Genomic DNA, 23,636 nt, shown 5'->3' with positions numbered 1-23,636 from the left:
AGATATCTCATGGCTGCGTGAATGAACGTACATATATACGGACTTATACACAGTGAGATAGCTCTCCAAGACATATAGTCTTGACAATCCAGTATTTATTCAACACAGGACCAGCAGATATGGCAATTCAGAGACCTATCCACTTCGGCGAACATCCCCTTTCACAGCTTCTCATTGAATCTCAGTATTCTCAAAGCTGTTACTATTGGTGCTCGCACCTCTACCTTCACTTAACAATTAAGTGATTAATATAAAATTTTCCTAATTATAGCACAGCCTATTGGCGACGACAATGCTATTCTTGCAATTTTTTCATTAACAAATCGACTGTATTTTGTGGAAGTCCAATAGATAAAAAGTCCTCTTTGTTAGCTTCCTTCATTTTTTTTACTGATCCAAAGGCTTTTAATAATTGCTTCTTCCTTTTCTCGCCGATTCCCGGAACATCATCCAAAATTGACTGAAATACGTTTTTTCCTCGAAGTTGCCTGTGAAACGTGATGGCAAATCGATGTACTTCGTCTTGAATTCTTTGGAGCAAATAAAATTCCTGGCTATTCCGCTCAAGCGGAACAACTGCTAATGGCTTTCCGTACAATAGCTGTGAAGTTCTATGTTTATCATCTTTCACAAGTCCAGTTATCGGAATATCTAAACCAAGTTCATTTTCCAAAATATCTCTTACCGCTTCGACATGGCCCTTTCCACCGTCTATCATAATCAAATCTGGAAGTGGAAGATTTTCTTTAAGCACACGAGAATATCGCCGTCTTGTGACTTCTCTCATCGATTCATAATCATCAGGACCCTCAACAGACTTTATTTTGTATTTTCGATACTCCCTTTTAGCTGGCTTTCCGTCAATAAATACAACCATCGCCGAAACCGGGTCAGTTCCTTGGATATTTGAGTTATCAAATGCTTCAATTCGATGTGGAGTATAAATTCCCAACTGCTCTCCTAGTTGCTCGACTGCTTTAATCGTTCTCTCTTCATCTCGCTCCACGAGTGAAAATTTTTCTTTTAGAGCAATGCTTGCATTTTTAGTCGCTAACTCAACTAGGTCCTTTTTCTGTCCACGTTTAGGCTGCAAAACCTTTGTTTGTAGGAGTTGTTCCGCCAATTCTAGGTCTACTTCATCACGTAACAGTATCTCTTTTGGTTTAAAATGGCTGGATTGATCGTAAAATTGACCTAAAAACGTCAAAAATTCTTCTTCTGCCTCTCCGTAAATAGGGAACATGGAAAAGTCTCTCTCAATAAGCTTACCTTGGCGAACAAAAAATACTTGAACACACATCCACCCTTTATCAACCGAATAGCCGAAAACATCTCGATCCGTAAAATCAGTGGTTGTCATTTTCTGTTTTTCCATGGTTGCTTCTATATGGGCTATTTTATCGCGAAAATCCTTTGCTCTTTCGAAATCAAGCTCTTCTGCAGCAGCTTGCATCTTAAGTGTAAGGTCTTTTTTTATGTCCTGGTATCCACCGTTTAAAAACTTTGTAATTTCTTCTACAAGTTCTTTGTAAGTCGATTCTTTTACTTCCTTCACACAAGGAGCTAGACATTGGCCAAGATGATAATATAAGCAAACTCTATCTGGCAATGTGGAGCATTTTCTTAAGGGATAAATACGATCCAATAGCTTTTTAGTTTCGTTCGCAGCAGACACATTCGGGTACGGACCAAAGTACTTCCCTTTGTCCTTTTTCACCTTACGAGTTGTAATCAGACGTGGATGCCTTTCTGCCGTTAATTTAATAAAAGGATACGTTTTATCGTCCTTTAACATCACATTGTATTTAGGATCATGTTTCTTTATTAAATTTAACTCGAGAATTAGTGCTTCAATATTGGACGATGTAACAATATATTCAAAATCCTCTATTTCAGAAACAAGCCTTTGCGTTTTTCCATCGTGAGACCCAGTAAAGTACGATCGAACACGATTTTTCAATACTTTCGCTTTTCCAACATATATAATTGTCCCTTGCCGATCCTTCATCAAATAACATCCAGGTTGATCAGGCAATAAGGCAAGTTTATTTCTTATCATCTCATTCAAAAGGTACACCTCCAACTACAAAACACTCTGATTGTATTATAAAGTTTTTTTGAGGGGATATATAGTAGGAGCCCACTGGAAAAGAAAAAACCACTCAAGATGAGTGGTTTACGCATTTTACAGATGAGAATTTAAGCGCTCTTCTAAAGCTTCTTTCGGTTGGAAGCCGACAACTTTATCAATTACTTCTCCATCTTTCATGATAAGAAGTGTTGGAATGCTCATTACTCCAAACTTTGCTGCAGTTTCTTGGTTTTCGTCAACATCGATTTTAACGATTTTGACTTTGTCTCCCATTTCTGAATCAAGCTCTTGAAGAACTGGAGCAATCATCTTACATGGACCGCACCATGGAGCCCAAAAATCTGCAAGCACTAGGCCTGTACCCGTTTCTGTTGAAAAGTTTTGATCTGTAGCATTTGAAATAGCCATTTTCATGCCTCCTTAAGTATTGCTTCGAGAAATAAGTCTCGATTGCTTTTAGTAGTAAAATACTAAGGTCAGTATATCACCGTTTTTCAGTCGATGCTAATAATATGTCTCGCTGTTGTTTTCTTATGTAATTTGCCCATTTTATGAAACGATATTCTTTCTTTGAGAAGCAGGCAAACGGAAAGAGCGGCTCTATTAAACCGCTCTTTGCCCGTTACGCATTGATTTTTAATTTTTTAAATTCCTCTGTTAATAGTGGAACCACTTCAAACAAATCACCGACAATTCCGTAGTCAGCCACTTTAAAAATATTTGCTTCTGGGTCTTTATTTATAGCGACAATGACCTTTGAGTTAGACATTCCAGCTAAATGCTGAATAGCTCCTGAAATTCCACAAGCGATATAAAGGTCTGGTGTCACAACTTTTCCTGTTTGACCAATTTGTAAGGAATAATCACAGTACTCCGCATCACATGCACCCCTAGAAGCTCCTACTGCTCCTCCAAGTACGGTAGCAAGTTCTTTTAAAGGCTCAAAGCCTTCTTCACTCTTCACACCACGTCCACCGGCAATAACAACCTTTGCTTCAGAAAGGTCTACACCCTCACTAGCTTTTCGTACAACCTCTTTAATAATTGTACGTAGATCTTTTATGTCGACCGATAAAGAATTGACTTCTCCTGAAAGTGATTCATCCTTTTGAAGGGCAGGAATGTTATTCGGTCGAATGGTCGCAAAAATAACTCCATCCGTCACTATCTTCTTTTCAAAAGCTTTACCCGAGTAAATGGGTCTAGTAAATACAACATTTCCACCTGCTACATCAATCGCTGTTGCATCGGAGATTAACCCCGAATTCAGTTTCCCAGCAATTCTTGGAGAAAGATCCTTCCCTAATGCTGTATGTCCAAACACAAGACCCTCTGGCTTTTCTTCTTCAATTACGGCCATTAATGCCTGCGAAAAACCATCAGATGTATATTGAGCAAGCTCTGCATGTTCAACGACCACCACACGGCTAGCTCCATGTTGAATGAATTCTTGTCCTAAAGCGCTTACACTTTCACCTACTAAAACACCAACTACTTCTCCACCCTCAGCAATTGTCTTTCCCGCAGACAATGCTTCAAAAGATACATTACGTAATGCTCCCTCTCTAACTTCCCCTAAAACTAACACTTTTCTAGCCATCAAGTTCCCCTCCTGCAAAATTTAATTCCGCCCGTATGAAAAGAATGATTACACTACCTTTGCTTCTGTATGAAGAAGAGTTACAAGCTCTTTAACTTGATCGTTCAAGTCACCTGCTAACACCTTACCTGCTTCTTTTTTAGGTGGTAAGTAAATTTCAATGGTCTTCGTCTTAGCCTCAACATCGTCTTCTTCAAGATCGAGATCATCTAATTCTAACTGTTCTAACGGTTTTTTCTTGGCCTTCATAATTCCAGGTAAAGAAGGATATCTTGGTTCGTTTAATCCTTGTTGTGCCGTTACTAATAGTGGAAGAGAGGTCTCAATGACTTCTGAATCACCTTCAACATCGCGAACAACTGTCGCTTTTGTCCCCTGTATCTCTAGCTTGGTAATAGTGGTTACATAAGGGATTTCAAGTAATTCTGCCACACGTGGGCCGACCTGACCTGATCCACCATCAATAGCTACATTTCCAGCGATAATTAAATCAACTTCTTGATCTTTTAAGTATTGGGCAATGATTTTGGCAGTTGTATACTGGTCAGAAGCTTCAACATCATCTTCAATATTCACGAGTACCGCTTTATCTGCTCCCATTGCTAAAGCAGTCCGAAGCTGTTTCTCCGATTCTTCACTACCAACAGATATAACTGTTACTTCACCACCATGTGCATCACGAACTTGGATTGCTTCTTCAACTGCATATTCATCATACGGATTGATGATAAATTCAGCACCGTCCTCACTAATTTTTCCGCCAGCAATCGTTATTTTCTCTTCCGTATCAAACGTTCTTTTTAACAACACATAGATATTCATAAGTTCCCCTCCTATATATCTAAACATTTAATTGGTTCTAAAGATTAAGAAAATTTAAGCGAAAATAGAAACCCACTTAGCAATAGCTGTGAGCTTATTGTCATTCCCCTGTAAACTTTGGCTCTCTTTTTTCGAGGAACGCTGATATTCCTTCTTGTCCGTCTTTAGATAGAAATACTTTTTCAAATAGCTGAACTTCTTTTTTAACGCCTGAATAAAACTCATTTGTTTTTCCATAATTAAGAAGTTCAATTGCTGCTCTAAGTGCTATTGGACTTTTCTTAGCAATCTTTTTTGCGATTTTATAGGATTTCCCTAACAGCTCTTCTTCCGTAAAAGCATGATTTGCTAGTCCGCATTGAACCGCTTCTACTCCCGTGATTGGATCACTTGTAAATAACATTTCTGCTGCTTTAGCGGTTCCAACGTATTTTGGTAATCGTTGCGAACCCGCAAAACCAGGTACTAATCCAAGTTGAAGCTCCGGTAAGCCAAGCTTTGAATTTTGAGTTACTATTCGAAAGTGACAGGCCATCGCTAGCTCAAGTCCCCCGCCCAAAGCGGCCCCATGGATTACAGCAATAATTGGTTTTGGATAACGTTCCATTCGTTCAAACAAATCTTGACCAAGAGTGGAAAGACTGCCAAAATCCTCTCCTGTTGAAATGGTTGTAAATTCTTTAATATCTGCCCCTGCTGAGAAAAATCTTCCCTCACCACGCAATACGATGACTCGGATCTCTTGATGAAATTCAATTTCATCAAGAATATCCGAAAGTTCTTTTAACACCTGAGATGATAACGCATTAGCTGGAGGACGTTCAATTTTAATTGTTGCAATGAACTCTTCATGAGACCAATGCAGAAAACCCATAAGTTCTCCCCCTTATTCGTATATAATGATTATCTCTTTCCACACCCATTAATTAAAAGTTTCTGGATCGGTTCTGCAAGTGCTGTTAAATCATATTTTTGTTCATTCATGACCCAGGTTGTAACAGTTTCATCCATTGTTCCAAAAATCATTTGTCTCGCCAGGCGAATATCGAGATCTTGTGAAAATTCACCAGAATCTCTTCCCTCAATAAGTATATTGTCAACAACATGTAAATAACCTTTTAATACCTCATTAATTTTTAAGCGAAGATCTTTATTTGATTGTCGCAATTCTAGCTGTGTGACGATAGCTAAATGACGATCCTTTGATAGCATTCGAAAATGCATTTCGATCATAAGTAATAATTTCTCTGCTGCGCTTTTCTTTCCCTCTAACTTCTCCTCAATCTTTTCTATAAAAGCCCCCATTTTTTCTTGAAAAAGAGAAATGAGGATATCTTCTTTGTTTTTAAAATACAAATAGATGGTGCCATCAGCAACGCCAGCTTGTTTGGCAATTTTTGAAACTTGAGCTTGGTGATACCCATTTTCCGCTATTACAATGACAGCGGCATCAATAATCTGCCGATACTTTGGTTTGTCTTTCTTCAAATCATTCCCCTCCTTTCAAGAAGGTTATTGCATTTATGAATGAACCATCATTCATAAATTTATAATAGATCGTAATCGATATTCTGTCAAGGATTTCACTTATTATTTGCACTTTTATCATGCCATAACTAAATGGACTGTACAAGCCTGCTTTCGCAAAAATAAACAGCCGACGAATCGGCTATAAAGATTTAAGCCTGTTTCTGTTGATCGTCATCTCTTTTCTTTTTTTCTTCTTCAACTAATGCTCTCCTCAAAATTTTCCCCACTGCTGTTTTTGGAAGTTCTGATCGAAATTCATACATTCTAGGAACCTTATAGGAGGCAAGATGTTTTCTCGCAAAAGCATTCAGCTCTTCCTCAGTAGTTGTAGCACTTTCCTTCAACACAATATATGCCTTTACCGTCTCCCCCCGATATGGGTCGGGAACTCCAGCAACAACAACCTCTTGTACACTAGGATGCTCATACATGACTTCTTCAATTTCTCTTGGATAAATATTAAATCCACCCGCGATAATCATATCCTTTTTACGGTCAACCACAAAGAAATAGCCTTCTTCATTCATATACCCTAAATCTCCCGTAAGAAGCCAGCCATCTCTTAACACCTGATCGGTCTCTTCAGGCTTGTTCCAGTATCCCTTCATGACCTGTGGTCCCTTTACAGCAATCTCACCAATTTCACCAGGTGGTAATGGTTCTCCAGTTTCAAAAGATAAAATGACCGCATCTGTATCTGGCCATGGCACCCCAATACTTCCTTTTATTCTTGGACGATCCCATAAAAAATTGGAATGAGTCACTGGTGAAGATTCTGTCAGCCCATAGCCTTCCACCAACTTACCACCCGTTATTTCCTCAAATTTCTCCTGTACCTCTACTGGAAGAGGAGCGGAGCCTGAGATACACGAATCGATGGAAGAAAGGTCATATTTAGTAAGGTCTGGATGATTTAACAAACCAATATAAATGGTCGGAGCTCCTGGAAATAAAGTTGGCTTTTGTTTCTCGATCGTTTTTAATGTTTGTTCTGGATCAAACTTCGGAAGCAAGACCATCTTTTGTCCTTGCATGACGGAAAGAATCATGATGGCAGTCATGCCGTACACGTGGAAAAATGGAATAATGGCTAAAATGATTTCTTCCCCTCGTTTGCATTTGTATAACCAGGCATTACTCATCGCTGCATTTGAAACAAGGTTCTTATGAGTCAGCATAACCCCCTTAGGAGCTCCGGTCGTTCCACCTGTATATTGAATAATAGCAAGATCTTCGTCAAAATCGACTGAAAAGCTTTTTATCTCTTGATTGGACTGCTTAATAATTTCTGTTAATAAGTGATGACATCCTTCATGCTTAACAGACACGGTAATTCCATATTGTTTCTTTTGGATAAATGGATAAATGAGATTTTTTGGGAAGGGTAGATAATCCTTGATAGCGGTTACAATAATATGTTTCAAATTAGTTTGTGTGAATACTTTGCTGACACGCGGAAATAAAATATCTAGTGTGACAATGGCTTTTGCACCAGAATCCTTCATTTGATATTCAATTTCTCTTTCTGTGTACAATGGGTTTGTAGGTACCACAACTCCTCCGGCTAATAAAATTCCGTAGTACGAAATAACAGCTTGAGGGCAATTTGGAAGCATGATTGCGACTCGGTCTCCTTTTTCTAATCCGAGCTTTTGTAAATAAGAAGCTAACTTACTGGCATGTTCATGTAAGGTTTCATAGCTCATTTCCTTGCCCATAAAATGAATAGCCGCTTTATTAGGAAACTCCTTTGCTGCGTTCGTCAAATAGGTTTGAACAGGTTCCGACTTATACGTTAAGGTAGCAGGTATTTCCTCTGGGTAATTAGCCAGCCACGGCCTATGTTCACTCATTCTCCATCCCTCCTATAAAGAAATTGTATAAAAATTTCTGATTACTCACCTTAATTATAATATAGTGAATTATCTGTGACAATTTAAATTCTCCTAGTATATGTTTATGGATGTAATTAGTTGTCCTACGACAAAAAAAATCGCCTGTAAAAGGCGATTTTAAAAGACTAAATAAAAAATTCCTATAAACACAAAGATTCCACAAAGGATTAGAAGTATTTTTGCTAGCTTTTCCATTTACGTACTCCTTTAAGATATGCCTGCCCCTATTACATACGATAATCCAACTGATATCACCATTGAAATGAGCCCTACAGCTCGGTTGTCATTTTGAATTTCTTCATCAATTTTAAATTTTGGTGTTAAAAACTCAAAAATAAAATAGGCTACCAGTAGTAAAAAGAAACCAAATACTCCCCAACCAATCATGGTTATAAGTGAGTCATGTTGCTCAATTGAATGCCTAAAAATATTGGCGATTCCAAAGATTTTGCCACCGGTCGCCATAGCAACGGCAACATTTCCATTTTGAATTTCTTCCCAATTCCGGTATTTTGTCACAAGTTCAAAAATAGCTAGAAATACGATCATACATAAAATAACAACACTGCAATATGCGGCTATATGAACAAATTCATTCTCCCAAAAACCGTTCAACTTCCTCTTCCTCCTACTTACTTGAACTCAACGATTGTCACACCAGAACCGCCTTCTCCAGCCTCACCAAAGCGAATCTTTTTCACAGACCGATGATTTTTCAAGTACTCTTGTACACCCTGCCTTAATGCTCCAGTGCCTTTTCCATGAATGATCGACACTCTTGGATAATTTGATAATAAAGCATCATCGATGTATTTTTCTACTCTAAAGAGAGCATCCTCATACCGTTCCCCTCTAAGATCTAGCTCTATGGATACGTTCGAATCTCTTCCCTGTATTGTTGTTACATGCTTTTGTACCTTTGGTTTTTCCGATTGGATAAACTCCAAATCCTTTTCTTGGACCTTCATTTTTAGAATCCCTATTTGAACCTGCCACTCATTTTCAGATACTCTTTCAACTAAATGTCCCTTTTGGTCAAAAGTTAATACCTTTACTTCATCACCAACCTGGAATTTATGTTTCTGTTTTCGTGCTTCATTATTCAATGATTTTTCGGAAACAGGTACGGCTTCATTTAGTCTCTTTTTAGCATCAATTAATTCATGTTCTTTGACATCCGCTTTTTTCTCGATTCGCATTCGACGGAGTTCTCGAATGACTTCTTCCGCCTCTTGTTTGGCCTTTTCTATAATTGCTTGTGCCTCACGCTCAGCTTTTTCACGTAATATGTCTTTTTCTTTATAATAGGTGACAATCTCTTCTTGAAGGTCCTTATGAAGCTTTTCAGCCTGCCTTAATGTGTCATGCGCCTCTTCTAACTCATTTTCAGCTTGTTTTTTACTTGCTTCAAGCGCTGCAATCATTTGATCGACTTCGTTACTCTCCGAACTAACATGTGATCGTGCCATATCAATGACTTTTTCCTTTAACCCAAGGCGTTTGGAAATTTCAAACGCGTTGCTTCGTCCTGGCACCCCAATTAGAAGCTTATACGTTGGACTTAATGTTTCAATATCAAACTCAACACTTGCGTTTATTACCCCTTCCCGGTTATAACCATAAGCTTTTAATTCCGGATAATGGGTGGTAGCAACCACTCTTGCCCCTGTTTTATAGACAGAGTCTAGTATGGAAATAGCAAGTGCAGCTCCTTCCTGTGGGTCAGTACCTGCACCTAGCTCGTCAAAAAGAACAAGACTATCAAAGCTTACATCATTTAATATGTCTACGATATTTACCATATGAGAAGAAAAAGTACTTAGACTTTGCTCAATCGACTGTTCATCACCAATATCTGCGAACACTTGACCAAAGACAGCCATTTCTGACCCATCAAGGGCAGGTATTTGTAACCCAGCCTGAGCCATTAAAGTACATAAACCGACGGTCTTTAGTGTAACCGTCTTTCCCCCTGTATTAGGTCCAGTTATAACAATTGTAGAGTAAGTCTTGCCGAGTAAAATATCATTGGGAACCACTTCATCCATTGCAATCAAGGGATGTCTTGCTTTAAATAAGGAAATGATTCCTTCGTTATTCATTTTCGGTTTAGAGCCCTTTATTCTTTTACTATATCTTGCCTTCGCAAACATAAAGTCTAGGTCTGTTAATACTCCTACAATGGTACTTAACTCACTCTCAAACAATCCTGTTTTTCCAGATAATTCAACCAAAATACGTTCTATTTCTGTCTTCTCCTTGATACGAATCGCTTGCACATCGTTATTTAACTGCACGATTGCTTGCGGTTCAATGAACAAGGTTTGACCTGAGGAACTTTGATCGTGAATAATGCCTCCATAATGTCCACGATATTCTTGTTTAACAGGTATTACAAACCGGTCATTTCGAATCGTGATAATGGCATCTGAAAGCATTTTAGCTGCATTGGAGGACCGAATCATTGATTCAAGTCTTTCACGTACCCTTGCTTCTTTTGTCCGAAGCTGACTTCTAAGAGAACGTAATGTTTCACTAGCCGTATCAAGTACTTCTCCACTCTCATCGATTGCCATTCGAATGGGCTCTTCTAGTTCAGCGAGAACAATGATGTTACTTGCGTATTCATCTAAAATAGGAATCTCTATTCCTTGTTCAACCATATCTTCTATAAAGCGCCGCATCATCCGGCTCGCGTGAATGGTACTAGCTACTTGCACAAGTTCAAGTGGACTTAGCACTCCACCTATGGCGGAACGTCTTATTTGCATTCTAATATCATAAATTCCTGTGAGTGGTACATTGCCTTTTAATCGAAGAACCTTTGCGGCTTCATCGGTTTCAGCCTGGCTACGCACCACCTCCTCGAAATCAGTTGAAGGAACAAGTGCCTTTACTTTGTCTTTTCCTAAACTTGAAGAAGCATGTTCAAATAACTGCTCTTTCACTTTTGTAAATTCCAATACCTTTAGAACTCGTTCTTGCATGGAGTGTACCTCCTATTTCAAAATAAAATCTATCTTCTGTCTTCTTTTTTCCTTTTTAATAATTCAAGAAATTCTTCCTTAGTCAAAGAATTAATTACGGATTGCTTTTGAATCCATCCTTTTTTCGCTGCAGAAATTCCCGTGTCCATATGAGCTAATGTTTCAACCATATGTGCATCCGTATTAATTAAAAGTTTTACACCTGCTTCTTGAGCCATTCGTACATGCTCTGAGGAAAGGTCAAGCCGATTGGGATTCGCATTCAATTCTAGCCAAGTATTTGTTTCTTTTGCTAGTTCAATCAATTGCTCGATATCTACTGAATATCCATCACGCTTTCCAATCTTTCTACCCGTGGGATGTGCAATCATATGTACATGATTATTTTTCAAAGCTGTTTTAAGACGTTCCATGATTTTATCCTTTGGCTGTGAAAAAGAGGAATGAATAGAAGCAATAACAAAATCCATTTGTTCTAGTACTTCATCTTCATAGTCCAGAGAGCCGTCAGGTAAAATATCCATTTCAACACCTGCTAAGATTGTAATATCATCATATTTTTGATTCAATTCATCAATTTCTTGACGTTGTTTCCGCAAGCGCTCGACGGTTAGTCCATTGGCCACTTTTAAATATTGTGAGTGGTCAGTAATGGCCATATATTCATATCCTTTTGCACGACATGCTTCTACCATTTGCTCAATAGAATGCGAACCATCGCTCCAGGTCGAGTGCATGTGTAGATCACCTTTTATATGGTCGAGAGCAATAATCTCAAGCTCTTCTGTATATTGTTCCACTTCAGTGCCATCCTCACGCATTTCAGGTGGAATAAAAGGCAAACCAAAGTGAGCAAAAAACTCCTCTTCACTATGAAACGTGACAATTTCACCCGTTTCGATATGTTCCACACCATATTCGCTTATTTTTTCACCACGTTCCTTTGCTAATTGACGCATCCTTACATTATGGTCCTTTGAACCAGTAAAATGGTGTAAAGTTGTTGTAAATTCCTCATCCTTTACTAAACGAAAATCAATCGAAACGTCAAACTCCAATTCAAGGATAATCGAAACCTTTGTATCTCCTTTTGAAACAACTTCTTTTATTTTCTCCATGGAGAGTAGCTGCTCCTTGACCAATTGAGGATCAACCGTTGAGATAATGAAGTCTAAATCCTTGATCGTTTCCTTCATTCTTCTAATACTACCTGCTCTAGAAAAGCGAATCACTCCATCCATTTCGGAAAGAGTAAGCTCGATCTTCCGTGCAACGGGTAACATATAGGCAAGCGGTAGTCGATCTGGCTTGGAACCAAAATCGTTAATGGATTGAAGAATTTTCTCCTCTGTCTTCCCCCCAAATCCGGTAAGTTCTCTTACCTTTTTGTCCACGCATGCCTGCTTTAACTCGTGTACATTCGTTATTGATAGTTCTTTGTATAGCTTGGCAATCTTTTTCCCACCAAGGCCAGGCAGCTGTAGGAGGGGAATTAATCCCTTCGGTACTTCTTCCTGAAGCTCTTTTAGTACAGAGGAGTGACCTTCTTGGATAAATTCTGTAATAACAGCTGCTGTCCCCTTGCCAATACCTGAAATAGACGTAAAATCAGAGATTTGTAATAAATCCTGCTCATTTATTTCAAGGCTATTTGCTGCTTTCCTAAAAGCAGACACTTTAAATGTATTTTCACCTTTTAATTCCATATAGGTAGCAATCGTCTCAAGTAAACGAATCACTTCTTTTTTTTGTATTGCCACACTAACCACCTACTTTCGCTATATCCCATTATGAATGATTGACTTCTATTTCACCAATAATTTAGTATGTTTTGAAACCCTACTATGTATTATGTACGGATTGTTATCCAAAAAAGTTTTTGAAAATAAACCAAAATAAAACTTCTCTTAAAAAGAGAAGTAGTTTATTTAATCATGCTGTTTAAGTTATCCCCAAAGCTCTTTCACAAGATTAGACAAATAGGGAGTATTCTCAACTATTCCCTTTGCTAAAGAAGAGCTAGATAAAGGAGATTGCACAGCTTCAATTGGTAGAAGTGCTGCTATGTATAAAAGGATAAACAAAAGTAAATATACCTCTAAAAATCCAAGTATTCCTCCAGCCCAACGATTAAAAGTCTTTAAAATTGGTAGATTGGAAACAAAATCTAGCATACTTCCAATAATTTGTAGCACAATCTTAGTTGCAAAGAAAATCGCAACGAAAGCAATTCCCCGGTAGTAGGCATCCTCCATATTTCCTTCTGAGAAAATGATTTGTAAATTTGATGCATCACCAAAGCTTGGATACGGAATCCAAAGGGTTAATTTGGGTGCAAGTTCGGAATAATAGACCTTTGCTACAATAAATGCAATAATGAAGCCAGTAAGATGAATAAATTGAAGAATAAACCCTCTACGAAGCCCAACTAGTAATCCTATTAATAATATAATGATAATGGCAAGATTTAGCATATTTATTCAATCCTTTACTTCTTTAGTTCATTTTCTAAGCGCTCAAGTTGATCCTTTATTTTTAGATAATCATTTACAGCATTCACCGCTGTAAGAACTGCAAGTTTGGTACTATCGAGTGAGGGATTCTTCTGACCAATTTCGCGCATTTTATTATTTACCAAAGAGGCAACCAATCTAACGTGTTCAACACTTTCGTTACCTACAATTACATACTGTTGCCCGTATATCTCAACCGTTGTGCGCTTTTTTTCTGCTTCAGACACAGCATTGCCCCCATTCATAAGAATCCTACACTATATCATAACATGAATATTATTTGGCTGGGAAGTTAAGAATGTCAAAATCAGACGAATGAAGGAAAAATATGTATTTTATTGGAGAGTGTAAAATGAGTCAAGTCGTATTAAAACAATCTGGGGAACAAATAAAAAAGATGGCGGAGCACTACCAACAAAGCCTTTTACCTAAAATACCACCAGGTGGGGTGTTTGCAGCCAAACTATCTGGTTGCTCCATAACCGCCTATAAATCAGGTAAAGTACTTTTTCAAGGTCCCTCCTGTGAAATGGAAGCAAAAAAATGGGGGAATGTGGAACAACCTTCGAACCAAAAGACACAGAAATCTTCACCAAATAAAAGCCATCTACCAGAGCATTTTGAGTCTCTTTCTGTCGTTGGTTCGGATGAAGTAGGAACTGGCGATTTCTTCGGACCTATTACAGTTGTGGCAGCTTATGTTAGTAAAGAGCACATCCCCCTTTTAAGAGAGCTAGGCGTAAAGGATTCAAAAGGTCTAAAGGATGAGCAAATTTCAGCCATTGCAAAGGAAATCAAGCATGTTATTCCTTATAGTCTATTAACTTTACACAATGAAAAATACAATCAGCTTCAGCAGTCAGGTATGTCACAAGGAAAGCTAAAAGCCCTGTTGCACAACCAAGCCATTGGACATGTACTGAATAAAATAACACCGAAAAAACCGGATGCCATTTTAATCGATCAGTTCGCAAAAGAAGAAGTGTATTATCAGTATCTTAAGGGACAAAAAGTGATCCACCGTGAAAATGTGTATTTCTCAACAAAGGCAGAAAGTGTGCACTTAGCTGTTGCAGCAGCTTCTATTCTAGCTCGTTATGCATTTGTACAGCACTTTGAAAACCTTTCAAAGGAAGCGGGTTTTGTCATTCCAAAAGGAGCAGGCGCCCAAGTAGACGTAGCAGCAGCTAAATTAATTCAAGCAAAGGGAAAAGAAAGCCTTCCACATTTTGTTAAGCTGCATTTTGCAAATACAGAAAAAGCATGGAAACTGATCACGAAAAAATAAGAAAAGGAGCATTCCGATGTTGGATGCTCCTTTCTATTTTATCCTCTTAGTACTGCTCCAGCCTGCTCCTTCACAGCATCTAATACCTTTTCATGGGCCTTTGTTACTTCTTCGTCAGTTAGTGTTTTTTCTGGATCAAAATATCTTAAAGAAAACGCAATGGATTTCTTTCCTTCTTCCAAGCGATCTCCTTCATAAAGATCAAACACAGAAACTTCCCTCAATAAGTTGCCACCAGCTTTTGTAATAATGTCAGAAAGCTGACCAGCAACGACTTCCTTGTTAACAACCAGTGCGATATCGCGTGTGATAGATGGGTAACGAGGAATGGATTCGTATTGTAATGGAGCGATTTCTGCCTCTAATAAAGCCTTTAAAGATAGTTCAAACACATACGTTTCTTTTAAATCAAGTTCTTTTTGAACGTTCGGATGAATTTGTCCGACAAAACCAATCTTCTCATTATCTAAATGAAGGTTAGCTGTTCTTCCTGGATGCATTCCATCCACGGTTGCTTGACGGAACTCCACTCTGCCTGTTAATCCTAAGCGAGCAAGTAACCCTTCTAGCACTCCTTTAAGAACATAGTAATCAACAGCTTTCTTTTCCCCTTGCCAAGGGTGCTGCTGCCATAAGCCAGTAATCGCTGCTGCCAGATGTTCTTTCTCTTCTGGAAGCTTATCTTGTTCAGTCGAAAGGAACACGGCACCTGTTTCATATAATGCGATGCTATCATTTTGACGGGCAGAATTGTATTTTACAACCTCTAGTAACTGTGGCAAAATGCTTAGACGTAGTACGCTACGGTCTTCACTCATCGGCATCGCAAGTTTAACAGGTTCACGCTTATCTAGCGCGAATTGAGTGGCTTTTGTCTCATTCGTCAAAGAATAAGTAACTGCTTGAAATAATCCTGCACTTTCTAAATAGCGACGAACGATTCTGCGCTTTTTCTGGTAATCACTTAATTTCCCTGGAGTAGAAGCACCCTTTGGAAGAGTTTTAGGGATATAGTCGTAACCGTAAATTCTTCCAACCTCTTCTACTAAATCTTCCTCTATGGTAATATCACCTCGACGAGTAGGTACGGTAACTGTAATTTCGTTCCCTTCAACCTTCGTAACAAATTGTAGACGGGCAAAGATATTTTGCACCTCATCCATGGATATTTCGGTACCAAGCACACCATTGATTTTGTCTAATGTGATGGACACAACCGCAGGCTCCACCTTAAGCGCATCTGCCTCGACGGATCCTTCTAATACTTCTCCATTTGCATACAGCGCTAATAGCTCAGCCGCTCTTTCTGCTGCAGCTCTAACACGATTCGGATCCACACCTTTTTCATAGCGTGCACTAGCTTCACTGCGCAAACCATGATCCTTTGAAGCTTTACGAATAGGTGCTCCAACAAAGTATGCTGACTCTAGTAACACGGTTGTCGTACCTGTTTCTACTTCAGAATTCGCCCCACCCATAACTCCTGCTAATGCAACCGGCTCTTTTCCGTTTGTAATTACAAGGTGTTCAGTTGTTAATGTACGTTTGGCATCATCAAGCGTCGTGATCGTTTCACCTTGTTGCGCACGACGAACAACGATCTCTTTTGAACCAAGACGATCATAGTCAAAGGCGTGAAGAGGTTGACCGTATTCCATTAGAATGTAATTCGTTATATCGACAACATTATTATGAGGACGAACACCAGCTGCCATCAAACGAGTTTGCATCCATAATGGAGAAGGTCCAACCTTTACATTTTTAATTACTTTAGCAACGTAAAGTGGATTATCCTCTGGAGCATCTACAGTGACAGAGATATAATCGCTAGCACTCTCGTTTATTGCTGAAACTTCAGGCTTCGGCAGTTTTACTTCTTTTCCTAATATGGCGGCAACTTCATATGCTACGCCTAACATGCTTAAGCAATCCGCTCGGTTTGGAGTTAAGCCTAGTTCTAAAATTTGGTCATCACGACTTAACAGCTCAAGTGCATCGTCCCCAACTGTTACCTCATTCGGGAAAACGAAGATCCCTTCAGAGAATTCCTTGGCAACAAGCTTGCTTTCAACCCCTAGTTCCTGTAAGGAACAGATCATGCCGTTTGACTCTTCGCCGCGAAGCTTTGCTTTTTTAATTTTGAAGTTTCCTGGGAGAACTGCTCCCACCTTCGCCACAATCACATGCTGCCCCTTATCTACATTCGGAGCACCACAGATAATTTGAACTGGTTCTCCTTCTCCAACATCTACTAAACATTTATTTAGCTTATCGGCATTTGGATGCTGCTCTCTTTCTAACACGTGACCGACGACGAGTCCTTTCATGCCTTCATTAAGAATCTCAACGCCTTCCACTTCAATTCCACTTTTTGTGATTTTATCGGCTAGTTCAGGAGCTGTGATACCAGAAAGGTCCACGTACTCTTGAAGCCATTTATAAGAAACAAACATTCTTGTTATCCTCCTATTCGTGTATCGAAAATTGCTTTAAGAAACGTACATCATTTGTATAGTAATGACGAATATCATCCACGCCGTACTTTAGCATGGCAATTCTTTCTGGCCCCATTCCGAATGCAAAGCCTGTATATTTTTTCGAATCATAGCCAGCCATTTCAAGTACGTTTGGATGCACCATTCCGGCTCCAAGAATTTCAATCCAACCCGTTCCTTTACAAACACTACAACCTTTTCCGTTACAAATTTTACAAGAAATATCCATTTCAACAGAAGGTTCTGTGAATGGGAAGAAGCTAGGACGTAAGCGAATTTCACGGTCTTCCCCAAACATTTTTTTCGCAAAAACATCTAGTGTCCCTTTCAGGTCACTCATTTGAATATTTTCTCCTACCACAAGACCCTCGATCTGCATGAATTGGTGAGAATGCGTTGCGTCGTCATTATCACGTCTATAAACTTTTCCTGGGCAGATAATTCTAATTGGACCCTTTCCTTCTTTCTTTTCCATCGTTCTTGCTTGCATGGGTGATGTATGTGTACGAAGAAGGATTTCTTCCGTAATATAAAAGGAATCTTGCATATCACGAGCTGGATGACCTTTTGGTAAGTTTAATGCCTCAAAGTTATAGTAATCACTTTCAACTTCAGGGCCTTCTGCAATTGTGTAGCCCATACCAATAAAGAGGTCTTCGATTTCTTCAATGATTCTTGTTAATGGATGATGGTTACCTGTTTTTACTGGTCTTCCTGGAAGTGTTACATCAATTGTTTCGGAAGCAAGCTTTTTAGCCACCTCTTCTTCTTCCATAACCGCTTGTTTTTCTTCAATTGCTTTTGCAATAACGTCTCTTACCTCGTTCGCTAACGCACCCATTTTAGGACGTTCCTCAGCAGAAAGCTTCCCCATCCCTTTTAGTACCTCAGTAATGGGACCTTTTTTCCCTAGATAAGATACACGAATATCATTTATTTCTTTTAAATCAGTCGCTTTCTTTATTCCTTCAAGCGCTTCTTGCTGAAGCTCTACTAAGCGTTGCTCCATGTTCTTTCCTCCTTATGATTTTTAGACAAAATAAAAAACCTCTTCCCTGAAAGGGACGAGGTTTCATTATTCGCGGTACCACCCTTAATTAATGTAGGCATTCTATCTCCCTACATTCACTTCATTGCTGATAACGGCTTTAAACCGGTGCATCTTTACACTTCATTAAGAAATGGTCCCGATGCCAACTCGGGAGGTGAACTTCGTTTACTTTTTCTATAAAAATGCTTTCAGTCTAAGGCATTTTCTCCCTAACATAGATGGTAGCAAACTACTTTTCTCCGTCATCGTTTTTTAATATGTAATTTTTGCTGTTTATTATAGTATACTTTCCTACTTATTTCAAACCCATTTTCAGGAGGCAGTATGTCTATTTTATCCACGTAAGTAATATAACAAAATTCCTGTTGCTACTGCAACATTTAATGACTCGCTTTTTCCATGAATCGGAATATATAGATTAGCTGTCGTTTTACTTAATAGCTCTTTACTTACCCCGTTCCCTTCATTTCCTACGATTAAGGCGTATGATCCCGTTGATTGTATGTGGTGGAACGGTTCAGCATTCTCTAATGCTGTTCCATAAACAGGAATCCCTCGGTCAAGAAGATCGCTTGTCCAAGTGGAGATTTCACCTTTAATAACAGGAAGATGAAAATGGCTCCCTTGGGCAGATCTAAGCACTTTGGAATTATATATATCCACGCTTCCATTGCCAATTACCACAACGTCCACGCCAGCAGCATCCGCCGTACGAATCATCGTTCCTAAATTTCCAGGGTCTTGGACAGCATCAATTAAAAGATAAGATGTTCCTTCTATGCGTGATGGCTTTTCTTGATAACAAACAGCAAAAATGCCTTGTGGTGTATCTGTTTCAGCCAATTGCTTAATGATGTCAGCAGGCACAGAGACAATCGGTGTTGATCCGTAATCAAAACTTGAAGGAAGATCCATATTTTCTTGTACAATGATTTCTTCAATACGACCTGCTTTTAGTGCTTCCTCTACTAAATGAAACCCTTCAACTAAAAATAGGCCTGTTTTATCTCTTTCCTTTTTTGTTAATAGTTTCTTCCATTGCTTCACCTTCGGGTTACTACTCGAGTGAATATGCTTCAAGGTAAAACCCCTTCTTTCCTTTTTTCTCGGGTTTTCTTATTATAGCGTAACTTAAGTACATAATAATAACAAAAATAGAAAACATATTAAAGAAAATGAAGAAGGAGTGGGTAAAAATGAATCTTAACTTAAGAAATGCAGTTATTCATAATGTATCTGGAAATACACAAGATGAACTACGCGACACAATCGTGGACGCCATTCAAAACGGCGAAGAAAAAATGCTTCCAGGTTTAGGAGTACTTTTTGAAGTCATCTGGAACAATGCATCCGACCAAGAAAAAAACGAAATGCTCAAAACCCTAGAATCCGGCCTAAAATAGGGTGTCTGTCACCGCTCGTGGACAAATTCTTTAATTTGTCCACGGAAGGTGACAGACACCGTCCGTGGACAGTTTAGGTAGTTTTGTCCGTCTGTGGTGGACACTCGTAGCCCCATTGACCAAACAAAGACAGCATGCCTGAGCATGCTGTCTTTGTTTGGTCTCTATTCGAGGGTGATGCGGTCTACTGTTTCACGATCTAGACGTTTGATGACTTCAACGATTAGTTTTACTGCGTTCTCGTAGTCATCACGGTGCAGCATCGCTGCATGTGAATGGATGTAGCGAGTAGCAATTGTAATGGCTAAGGAAGGGGCTCCTTTATGAGAAATATGGATGGACCCCGCATCCGTGCCACCGCCAGCGATTGCATCGAATTGATATGGAATTCCAAGTTCATCCGCAGTATCCGTTACTAAATCCCTTAATCCTTTGTGAGACACCATACTTGCGTCATACAGAATGATTTGTGGGCCTTTGCCCATTTTACTTTGAGCTTCCTTCTCCGACACGCCAGGAGTGTCCCCAGCGATCCCAACATCTACTCCAAACCCAATATCAGGCTCAATTGCTGCAGCAGAAGTACGTGCCCCACGTAAACCAACCTCTTCTTGTACACTTCCAACTCCGTATACAATATTTGGATGTTCCTCATTCTTCAATTGCTTTAACACATCAATTGCAATCGCACACCCAATCCGATTATCCCAAGCTTTTGCTAATAAAAGCTTTTCATTGTTCATCACTGTAAACTCAAAGTATGGAACGACCATGTCACCAGGACGGACTCCCCACTCTGTCGCTTCTTCACGACTTGATGCACCAATATCAATAAACATATCTTTAATTTCTACTGGTTTCTTTCTTGCTTCAGGAGATAAAATATGTGGCGGTTTTGACCCGATAACCCCTGTCACGTCTCCCTTTCTGGTAACAATCGTCACTCGCTGCGCTAACATTACCTGAGACCACCAGCCACCAACCGTTTGGAAGCGCAGGAACCCTTTATCATCAATTTGCGTGATCATAAAACCTACTTCATCCAAGTGACCAGCAACCATTACCTTCGGACCGTTCGCATCTCCCACTTTCTTTGCAATTAAGCTTCCAAGTCCATCCGTTGTTACTTCATCTGCATACGGAGTAATATGCTTGTTCATCACTTCCCTTGGCTCACGCTCATTTCCTGGAATCCCTTTGGCATCTGTCAGTTCCTTAAGCATCGCTAAAGTATCATCAAGCTTAGTCATTTATTTCGACTCCCTTAATATGTATTATGTTTATAGTATACTAGCTACAAATTAAATGTACAAAGTATACATTAGTAGCCTTCCTTCTGCCTTTTATAATTTACTTCATTTTTAGAGATATATGCTTCTTTTATTTCTTCAGACGAGAACCCTAGCATCTGGCCTAAAACAAAATAACTGTTTAACATGCTACGATACGCATCCATACTCCTCTCTGCAGAAAAACGATGAACCGTTTCATACATGGATAAAAACTGATGTGTCACATTTTCGTCTACTAATGCTAGTTCTTCTACCTGTACATCACGCTCAAATCCACAATCAAGTCCCAGTGATAAAATAAAATGAACTCCATCTACAAATTCCTCTAAAATGACTTCTTTCGGGGAAGCACCTTTTACACTCCAAAACTTAAAACATCGTGTCTCGTTTGCTAGTTCTCCTAGCTCAACCAATAAAGCTAGAACCTTTCTACTTATTAGACTATCTGTTTGTAATTGGTGTTTTTCTGCGATATGTTTATCCAACCCTTTTTGCATCTCAAATAACTGTCGTAAATCCATCATTTCACTCTTTTCTATGTATATTACTTTAATCATAATGAAATTAAGAAAAAAATTCACTTAAAAGCAACACTTTATGAAACCTTTTTCAAATATAGACGTATATAAGGAAAAATGAAGAGTGGAGGGCTTAAGTATGATTTGGCTACTACGCATGCTCCTAATAGCATTTATCTTATTTTTAATATACAGCGCCTTCAAATTTGTTTTAAACCCAAAGCGAAAATTGGAGTTAGCTCACGAGCAAAAGCAATTCTTTTTACTTGATGATATAAAAAACGTTCGTAAGAATTTTCTCTTAACCTATAAAGGGGTTCTATTTGAAGGTGAAAAATACTTAGGCACAACCGAGAACACCTTTGAGGTTGTTTCTATATTCATTTGGCCACATAGTACCTCTGCGCTAAATGGTTTGTCAAAGGAAGATTTCCGTTATATTGAAATGGAAGTAGCTGTCTTTTATCCGAATGCAAAAATTGACTGGAAAAGTCCCATTCATGAATTTATGAAAAAATAAACGTTCAAGGGAACATCCCTTGAACGTTTATTTTTAACCATGCTTTTCGAGCTTTGTCTCCTTAAAAAAATCTCTCCACTTAATAATTGTCATCTTCTCTCTTAGTACATAAACAAGAATCGATAAAGAAAACAAAATAATAACAATCATCGTTGGAGTGAATTGGCTAATAAATTGACCAAAAACAGTGTAAAAGAAAGCCAATGGAAGATTCGTAATAAAAGCTGCCTTTGAATACTCTTTAAAGCCACGGTGTCTTTCCATTAAACAAAAATTTAATAATTGGTAGTGGACAAAAGGGACAAGACGTAAAATCGAAATCTGACTGACTGTTAGATTTCGATATTCTCCAAACCATTTTTTTCGAATGGAAGACAGTTTTTCTTGTGTTCGTGGAAATTTTGAAACGAGAGCAAAAAACAATAGGCTGCTAATCATTAATCCAATAAGCGAGTATATCGTACCTGCGACTGTTCCAAAAAGAATTCCACCAGCAATACAAATGATGACGACAGGAATGAATAAAAACTGTCGTAACGAATGGAACAAGATGAATATAATCGGGGTGAAAACTCCACCAGCCTGAAACATGACAAGCAGTAACGCTAACTCCTCATCCATATGACCACCCCTTAAGCAGTTTCTTGATGTCTATTAAAGCTTATCGAGGAAGGACCATTTCTATGACAACTATTCCCTTATTTTCATACATAGTAAAGCAATAGACCGATTTGAAGAACAGTCAAAAACGGCAATCCCCATTTAAAACTAGGATGCTTCGTTTTATGACGAAAGGACCTCATACCGATAAAGGCTCCTAACGCTCCTCCCAAAAAGGCGATTTGCCAAAGTGTTGCTTCTCTAATTCGATATTCATTTTTCTTAGCTTTTTGTTTATCTGCATACATCAACGAACAACTGATAATATTTATCACCAATAAATATATCCAAATATATGTAAGCATATTATACCTCCTTTAAGAAATTAAAAAAGCCACCCTCTAGTAAGAGAATGGCTTCTATAGACTAATAAGTCAATTATTTTGCTAGGCTTTGCTTAGCAGCTGCAGCTAATTCTGCAAATGCTTTTTCGTCGCTTACTGCAAGTTCAGCAAGCATTTTACGGTTTACTTCGATACCTGCAACGCTTAATCCGTGCATTAAACGGCTATAAGAAAGACCGTTCATACGAGCTGCTGCATTGATACGAGTGATCCAAAGCTTACGGAAGTCACGCTTCTTTTGGCGACGATCACGGAATGCATACATTAGAGATTTCATAACCTGTTGGTTAGCTACTTTATATAATGTATGTTTTGAACCATAATAACCTTTTGCTAATTTAATAACTTTTTTACGACGTCTGCGAGTTACTGTACCGCCTTTAACACGTGGCATATGTTTTCCCTCCTAATTTGCAATTACTTAAGATTTACTAGTAAGTTACGGATGCGCTTGTAATCGCCTGAAGAAACTAGAGTTCCTTTGCGAAGCTTACGCTTTGCCTTTGTAGATTTGTTAGCGAATAAATGGCTTCTGTATGCGTGTGAACGCTTCAGTTTACCAGATCCTGTTCTCTTGAAACGCTTTGCTGCGCCGCGGTGAGTTTTCATTTTTGGCATTAGGGATT

At 38.8% G+C, this 23,636-nt stretch carries 24 protein-coding genes, 1 riboswitch and 1 other annotated feature; of the genes, 3 read left to right on the top strand and 21 right to left on the bottom strand.

The features are described from left to right. Nucleotides 1-50: 50 nt before the first annotated feature. A riboswitch (Lysine riboswitch) is annotated at nt 51-231 on the bottom strand. Nucleotides 232-295: 64 nt separating this feature from the next. From uvrC to zapA, 12 genes are all read right to left on the bottom strand, one after another. Next, the gene (uvrC, locus tag M3175_RS01070) at nt 296-2,068 is read right to left on the bottom strand and encodes an excinuclease ABC subunit UvrC (protein WP_251513699.1); all 1,773 of its coding nucleotides are present in this window, start codon (nt 2,066-2,068) and stop codon (nt 296-298) included. A gap of 117 nt (nt 2,069-2,185) precedes the next feature. Beyond that, on the bottom strand, nt 2,186-2,500 hold the full coding sequence (gene trxA / locus M3175_RS01065) for a thioredoxin (RefSeq protein WP_066050262.1): 315 nt from the start codon (nt 2,498-2,500) through the stop codon (nt 2,186-2,188). A gap of 214 nt (nt 2,501-2,714) precedes the next feature. After that, a complete protein-coding gene (locus tag M3175_RS01060) occupies nt 2,715-3,692 on the bottom strand; it encodes an electron transfer flavoprotein subunit alpha/FixB family protein (RefSeq protein ID WP_251513697.1) in 978 nt (325 codons plus the stop codon). A gap of 48 nt (nt 3,693-3,740) precedes the next feature. Then, on the bottom strand, nt 3,741-4,514 hold the full coding sequence (locus M3175_RS01055) for an electron transfer flavoprotein subunit beta/FixA family protein (RefSeq protein WP_251513696.1): 774 nt from the start codon (nt 4,512-4,514) through the stop codon (nt 3,741-3,743). A 100-nt stretch (nt 4,515-4,614) separates the two neighbouring features. Further along, on the bottom strand, nt 4,615-5,388 hold the full coding sequence (locus tag M3175_RS01050; protein ID WP_251513695.1) for an enoyl-CoA hydratase: 774 nt from the start codon (nt 5,386-5,388) through the stop codon (nt 4,615-4,617). A gap of 29 nt (nt 5,389-5,417) precedes the next feature. Beyond that, complete coding sequence (fadR, locus tag M3175_RS01045; RefSeq protein WP_251513693.1) at nt 5,418-6,002, bottom strand: fatty acid metabolism transcriptional regulator FadR; 585 nt, start codon at nt 6,000-6,002, stop codon at nt 5,418-5,420. A 191-nt stretch (nt 6,003-6,193) separates the two neighbouring features. Next, nucleotides 6,194-7,897 (bottom strand): long-chain-fatty-acid--CoA ligase, encoded by a 1,704-nt coding sequence (locus M3175_RS01040; protein WP_251513691.1) that lies wholly within the window; start codon nt 7,895-7,897, stop codon nt 6,194-6,196. A 249-nt stretch (nt 7,898-8,146) separates the two neighbouring features. Continuing rightward, nucleotides 8,147-8,554, bottom strand: coding sequence for a DUF350 domain-containing protein (locus tag M3175_RS01035; protein ID WP_251513689.1), 408 nt, complete (start codon nt 8,552-8,554; stop codon nt 8,147-8,149). 17 nt (nt 8,555-8,571) lie between these two features. Beyond that, nucleotides 8,572-10,926: an endonuclease MutS2 gene (locus tag M3175_RS01030; protein WP_251513688.1), complete on the bottom strand. Its 2,355-nt coding sequence runs from the start codon at nt 10,924-10,926 to the stop codon at nt 8,572-8,574. 29 nt (nt 10,927-10,955) lie between these two features. Next, entirely contained in the window at nt 10,956-12,686 is a 1,731-nt protein-coding gene (gene polX / locus M3175_RS01025) for a DNA polymerase/3'-5' exonuclease PolX (protein WP_251513685.1), read from the bottom strand. Between the two features lie 186 nt (nt 12,687-12,872). Further along, nucleotides 12,873-13,400, bottom strand: coding sequence for a CvpA family protein (locus M3175_RS01020; protein ID WP_251513683.1), 528 nt, complete (start codon nt 13,398-13,400; stop codon nt 12,873-12,875). 14 nt (nt 13,401-13,414) lie between these two features. Then, nucleotides 13,415-13,684: a cell division protein ZapA gene (gene zapA, locus M3175_RS01015; RefSeq protein ID WP_251513680.1), complete on the bottom strand. Its 270-nt coding sequence runs from the start codon at nt 13,682-13,684 to the stop codon at nt 13,415-13,417. Between the two features lie 107 nt (nt 13,685-13,791). On the opposite strand from zapA, the gene rnhC reads away from it, so the two are divergent. After that, on the top strand, nt 13,792-14,727 hold the full coding sequence (rnhC, locus tag M3175_RS01010; protein ID WP_251513677.1) for a ribonuclease HIII: 936 nt from the start codon (nt 13,792-13,794) through the stop codon (nt 14,725-14,727). Between the two features lie 38 nt (nt 14,728-14,765). Here the strand turns inward: rnhC and pheT are convergent, their stop codons facing one another. The 3 genes from pheT to M3175_RS00995 form a co-directional block, all read right to left on the bottom strand. Next, complete coding sequence (gene pheT, locus M3175_RS01005; protein WP_251513675.1) at nt 14,766-17,180, bottom strand: phenylalanine--tRNA ligase subunit beta; 2,415 nt, start codon at nt 17,178-17,180, stop codon at nt 14,766-14,768. 13 nt (nt 17,181-17,193) lie between these two features. Next, nucleotides 17,194-18,231: a phenylalanine--tRNA ligase subunit alpha gene (pheS, locus tag M3175_RS01000; RefSeq protein ID WP_251513673.1), complete on the bottom strand. Its 1,038-nt coding sequence runs from the start codon at nt 18,229-18,231 to the stop codon at nt 17,194-17,196. A 48-nt stretch (nt 18,232-18,279) separates the two neighbouring features. Then, nucleotides 18,280-18,528, bottom strand: a binding site (T-box leader). 78 nt (nt 18,529-18,606) lie between these two features. Further along, nucleotides 18,607-19,353 (bottom strand): TrmH family RNA methyltransferase, encoded by a 747-nt coding sequence (locus M3175_RS00995; protein WP_251513670.1) that lies wholly within the window; start codon nt 19,351-19,353, stop codon nt 18,607-18,609. 116 nt (nt 19,354-19,469) lie between these two features. On the opposite strand from M3175_RS00995, the gene sspI reads away from it, so the two are divergent. Next, nucleotides 19,470-19,676, top strand: a complete 207-nt coding sequence (gene sspI / locus M3175_RS00990) for a small acid-soluble spore protein SspI (protein ID WP_251513669.1) — start codon at nt 19,470-19,472, stop codon at nt 19,674-19,676. 164 nt (nt 19,677-19,840) lie between these two features. On the opposite strand, the gene M3175_RS00985 is transcribed toward sspI, so the two are convergent. Then, nucleotides 19,841-20,926, bottom strand: coding sequence for a M42 family metallopeptidase (locus M3175_RS00985; protein ID WP_251513666.1), 1,086 nt, complete (start codon nt 20,924-20,926; stop codon nt 19,841-19,843). Between the two features lie 71 nt (nt 20,927-20,997). Next, nucleotides 20,998-21,489 carry a dUTP diphosphatase gene (locus M3175_RS00980; protein ID WP_251515213.1) on the bottom strand — a complete coding sequence of 164 codons (492 nt, stop codon included), beginning with the start codon at nt 21,487-21,489 and terminating at the stop codon, nt 20,998-21,000. A 136-nt stretch (nt 21,490-21,625) separates the two neighbouring features. On the opposite strand from M3175_RS00980, the gene M3175_RS00975 reads away from it, so the two are divergent. Continuing rightward, nucleotides 21,626-22,006 (top strand): sigma-w pathway protein ysdB, encoded by a 381-nt coding sequence (locus M3175_RS00975; RefSeq protein WP_251513663.1) that lies wholly within the window; start codon nt 21,626-21,628, stop codon nt 22,004-22,006. A gap of 33 nt (nt 22,007-22,039) precedes the next feature. On the opposite strand, the gene M3175_RS00970 is transcribed toward M3175_RS00975, so the two are convergent. From M3175_RS00970 to rpmI, 4 genes are all read right to left on the bottom strand, one after another. Beyond that, nucleotides 22,040-22,627 (bottom strand): TVP38/TMEM64 family protein, encoded by a 588-nt coding sequence (locus M3175_RS00970; protein WP_251513660.1) that lies wholly within the window; start codon nt 22,625-22,627, stop codon nt 22,040-22,042. An 83-nt stretch (nt 22,628-22,710) separates the two neighbouring features. Further along, complete coding sequence (locus tag M3175_RS00965; protein WP_251513658.1) at nt 22,711-22,971, bottom strand: DUF1294 domain-containing protein; 261 nt, start codon at nt 22,969-22,971, stop codon at nt 22,711-22,713. A gap of 73 nt (nt 22,972-23,044) precedes the next feature. Beyond that, complete coding sequence (gene rplT, locus M3175_RS00960) at nt 23,045-23,404, bottom strand: 50S ribosomal protein L20 (protein ID WP_119709344.1); 360 nt, start codon at nt 23,402-23,404, stop codon at nt 23,045-23,047. 23 nt (nt 23,405-23,427) lie between these two features. Next, a complete protein-coding gene (rpmI, locus tag M3175_RS00955; RefSeq protein ID WP_119709345.1) occupies nt 23,428-23,628 on the bottom strand; it encodes a 50S ribosomal protein L35 in 201 nt (66 codons plus the stop codon). Nucleotides 23,629-23,636: the final 8 nt, after the last annotated feature.

Origin of the sequence: Robertmurraya korlensis (assembly GCF_023715225.1) — a bacterium.
Lineage (GTDB): Bacteria > Bacillota > Bacilli > Bacillales > Cytobacillaceae > Robertmurraya_A.
Note: the sequence above shows the minus strand (reverse complement) of the source record. Positions and strands in the feature narration are given on the sequence as shown.

Bases quoted from the DNA above. Each gene is read 5' to 3' on its own strand.
- M3175_RS01040 (WP_251513691.1), bottom strand. From the start codon at position 7,897: ATGAGTGAACATAGGCCGTGGCTGGCTAATTACCCAGAGGAAATACCT.
- M3175_RS01020 (WP_251513683.1), bottom strand. From the start codon at position 13,400: ATGCTAAATCTTGCCATTATCATTATATTATTAATAGGATTACTAGTT.
- M3175_RS01060 (WP_251513697.1), bottom strand. From the start codon at position 3,692: ATGGCTAGAAAAGTGTTAGTTTTAGGGGAAGTTAGAGAGGGAGCATTA.
- rplT (WP_119709344.1), bottom strand. From the start codon at position 23,404: ATGCCACGTGTTAAAGGCGGTACAGTAACTCGCAGACGTCGTAAAAAA.
- rnhC (WP_251513677.1), top strand. From the start codon at position 13,792: ATGAGTCAAGTCGTATTAAAACAATCTGGGGAACAAATAAAAAAGATG.
- M3175_RS00985 (WP_251513666.1), bottom strand. From the start codon at position 20,926: ATGACTAAGCTTGATGATACTTTAGCGATGCTTAAGGAACTGACAGAT.
- rpmI (WP_119709345.1), bottom strand. From the start codon at position 23,628: ATGCCAAAAATGAAAACTCACCGCGGCGCAGCAAAGCGTTTCAAGAGA.
- M3175_RS01030 (WP_251513688.1), bottom strand. From the start codon at position 10,926: ATGCAAGAACGAGTTCTAAAGGTATTGGAATTTACAAAAGTGAAAGAG.
- M3175_RS00980 (WP_251515213.1), bottom strand. From the start codon at position 21,489: ATGGATTTACGACAGTTATTTGAGATGCAAAAAGGGTTGGATAAACAT.
- zapA (WP_251513680.1), bottom strand. From the start codon at position 13,684: ATGAATGGGGGCAATGCTGTGTCTGAAGCAGAAAAAAAGCGCACAACG.
- M3175_RS01055 (WP_251513696.1), bottom strand. From the start codon at position 4,514: ATGAATATCTATGTGTTGTTAAAAAGAACGTTTGATACGGAAGAGAAA.
- trxA (WP_066050262.1), bottom strand. From the start codon at position 2,500: ATGGCTATTTCAAATGCTACAGATCAAAACTTTTCAACAGAAACGGGT.
- M3175_RS00970 (WP_251513660.1), bottom strand. From the start codon at position 22,627: ATGGATGAGGAGTTAGCGTTACTGCTTGTCATGTTTCAGGCTGGTGGA.
- M3175_RS00965 (WP_251513658.1), bottom strand. From the start codon at position 22,971: ATGCTTACATATATTTGGATATATTTATTGGTGATAAATATTATCAGT.
- M3175_RS01050 (WP_251513695.1), bottom strand. From the start codon at position 5,388: ATGGGTTTTCTGCATTGGTCTCATGAAGAGTTCATTGCAACAATTAAA.
- M3175_RS00975 (WP_251513663.1), top strand. From the start codon at position 21,626: ATGATTTGGCTACTACGCATGCTCCTAATAGCATTTATCTTATTTTTA.
- pheS (WP_251513673.1), bottom strand. From the start codon at position 18,231: ATGGAGCAACGCTTAGTAGAGCTTCAGCAAGAAGCGCTTGAAGGAATA.
- pheT (WP_251513675.1), bottom strand. From the start codon at position 17,180: ATGTTTGTTTCTTATAAATGGCTTCAAGAGTACGTGGACCTTTCTGGT.
- sspI (WP_251513669.1), top strand. From the start codon at position 19,470: ATGAATCTTAACTTAAGAAATGCAGTTATTCATAATGTATCTGGAAAT.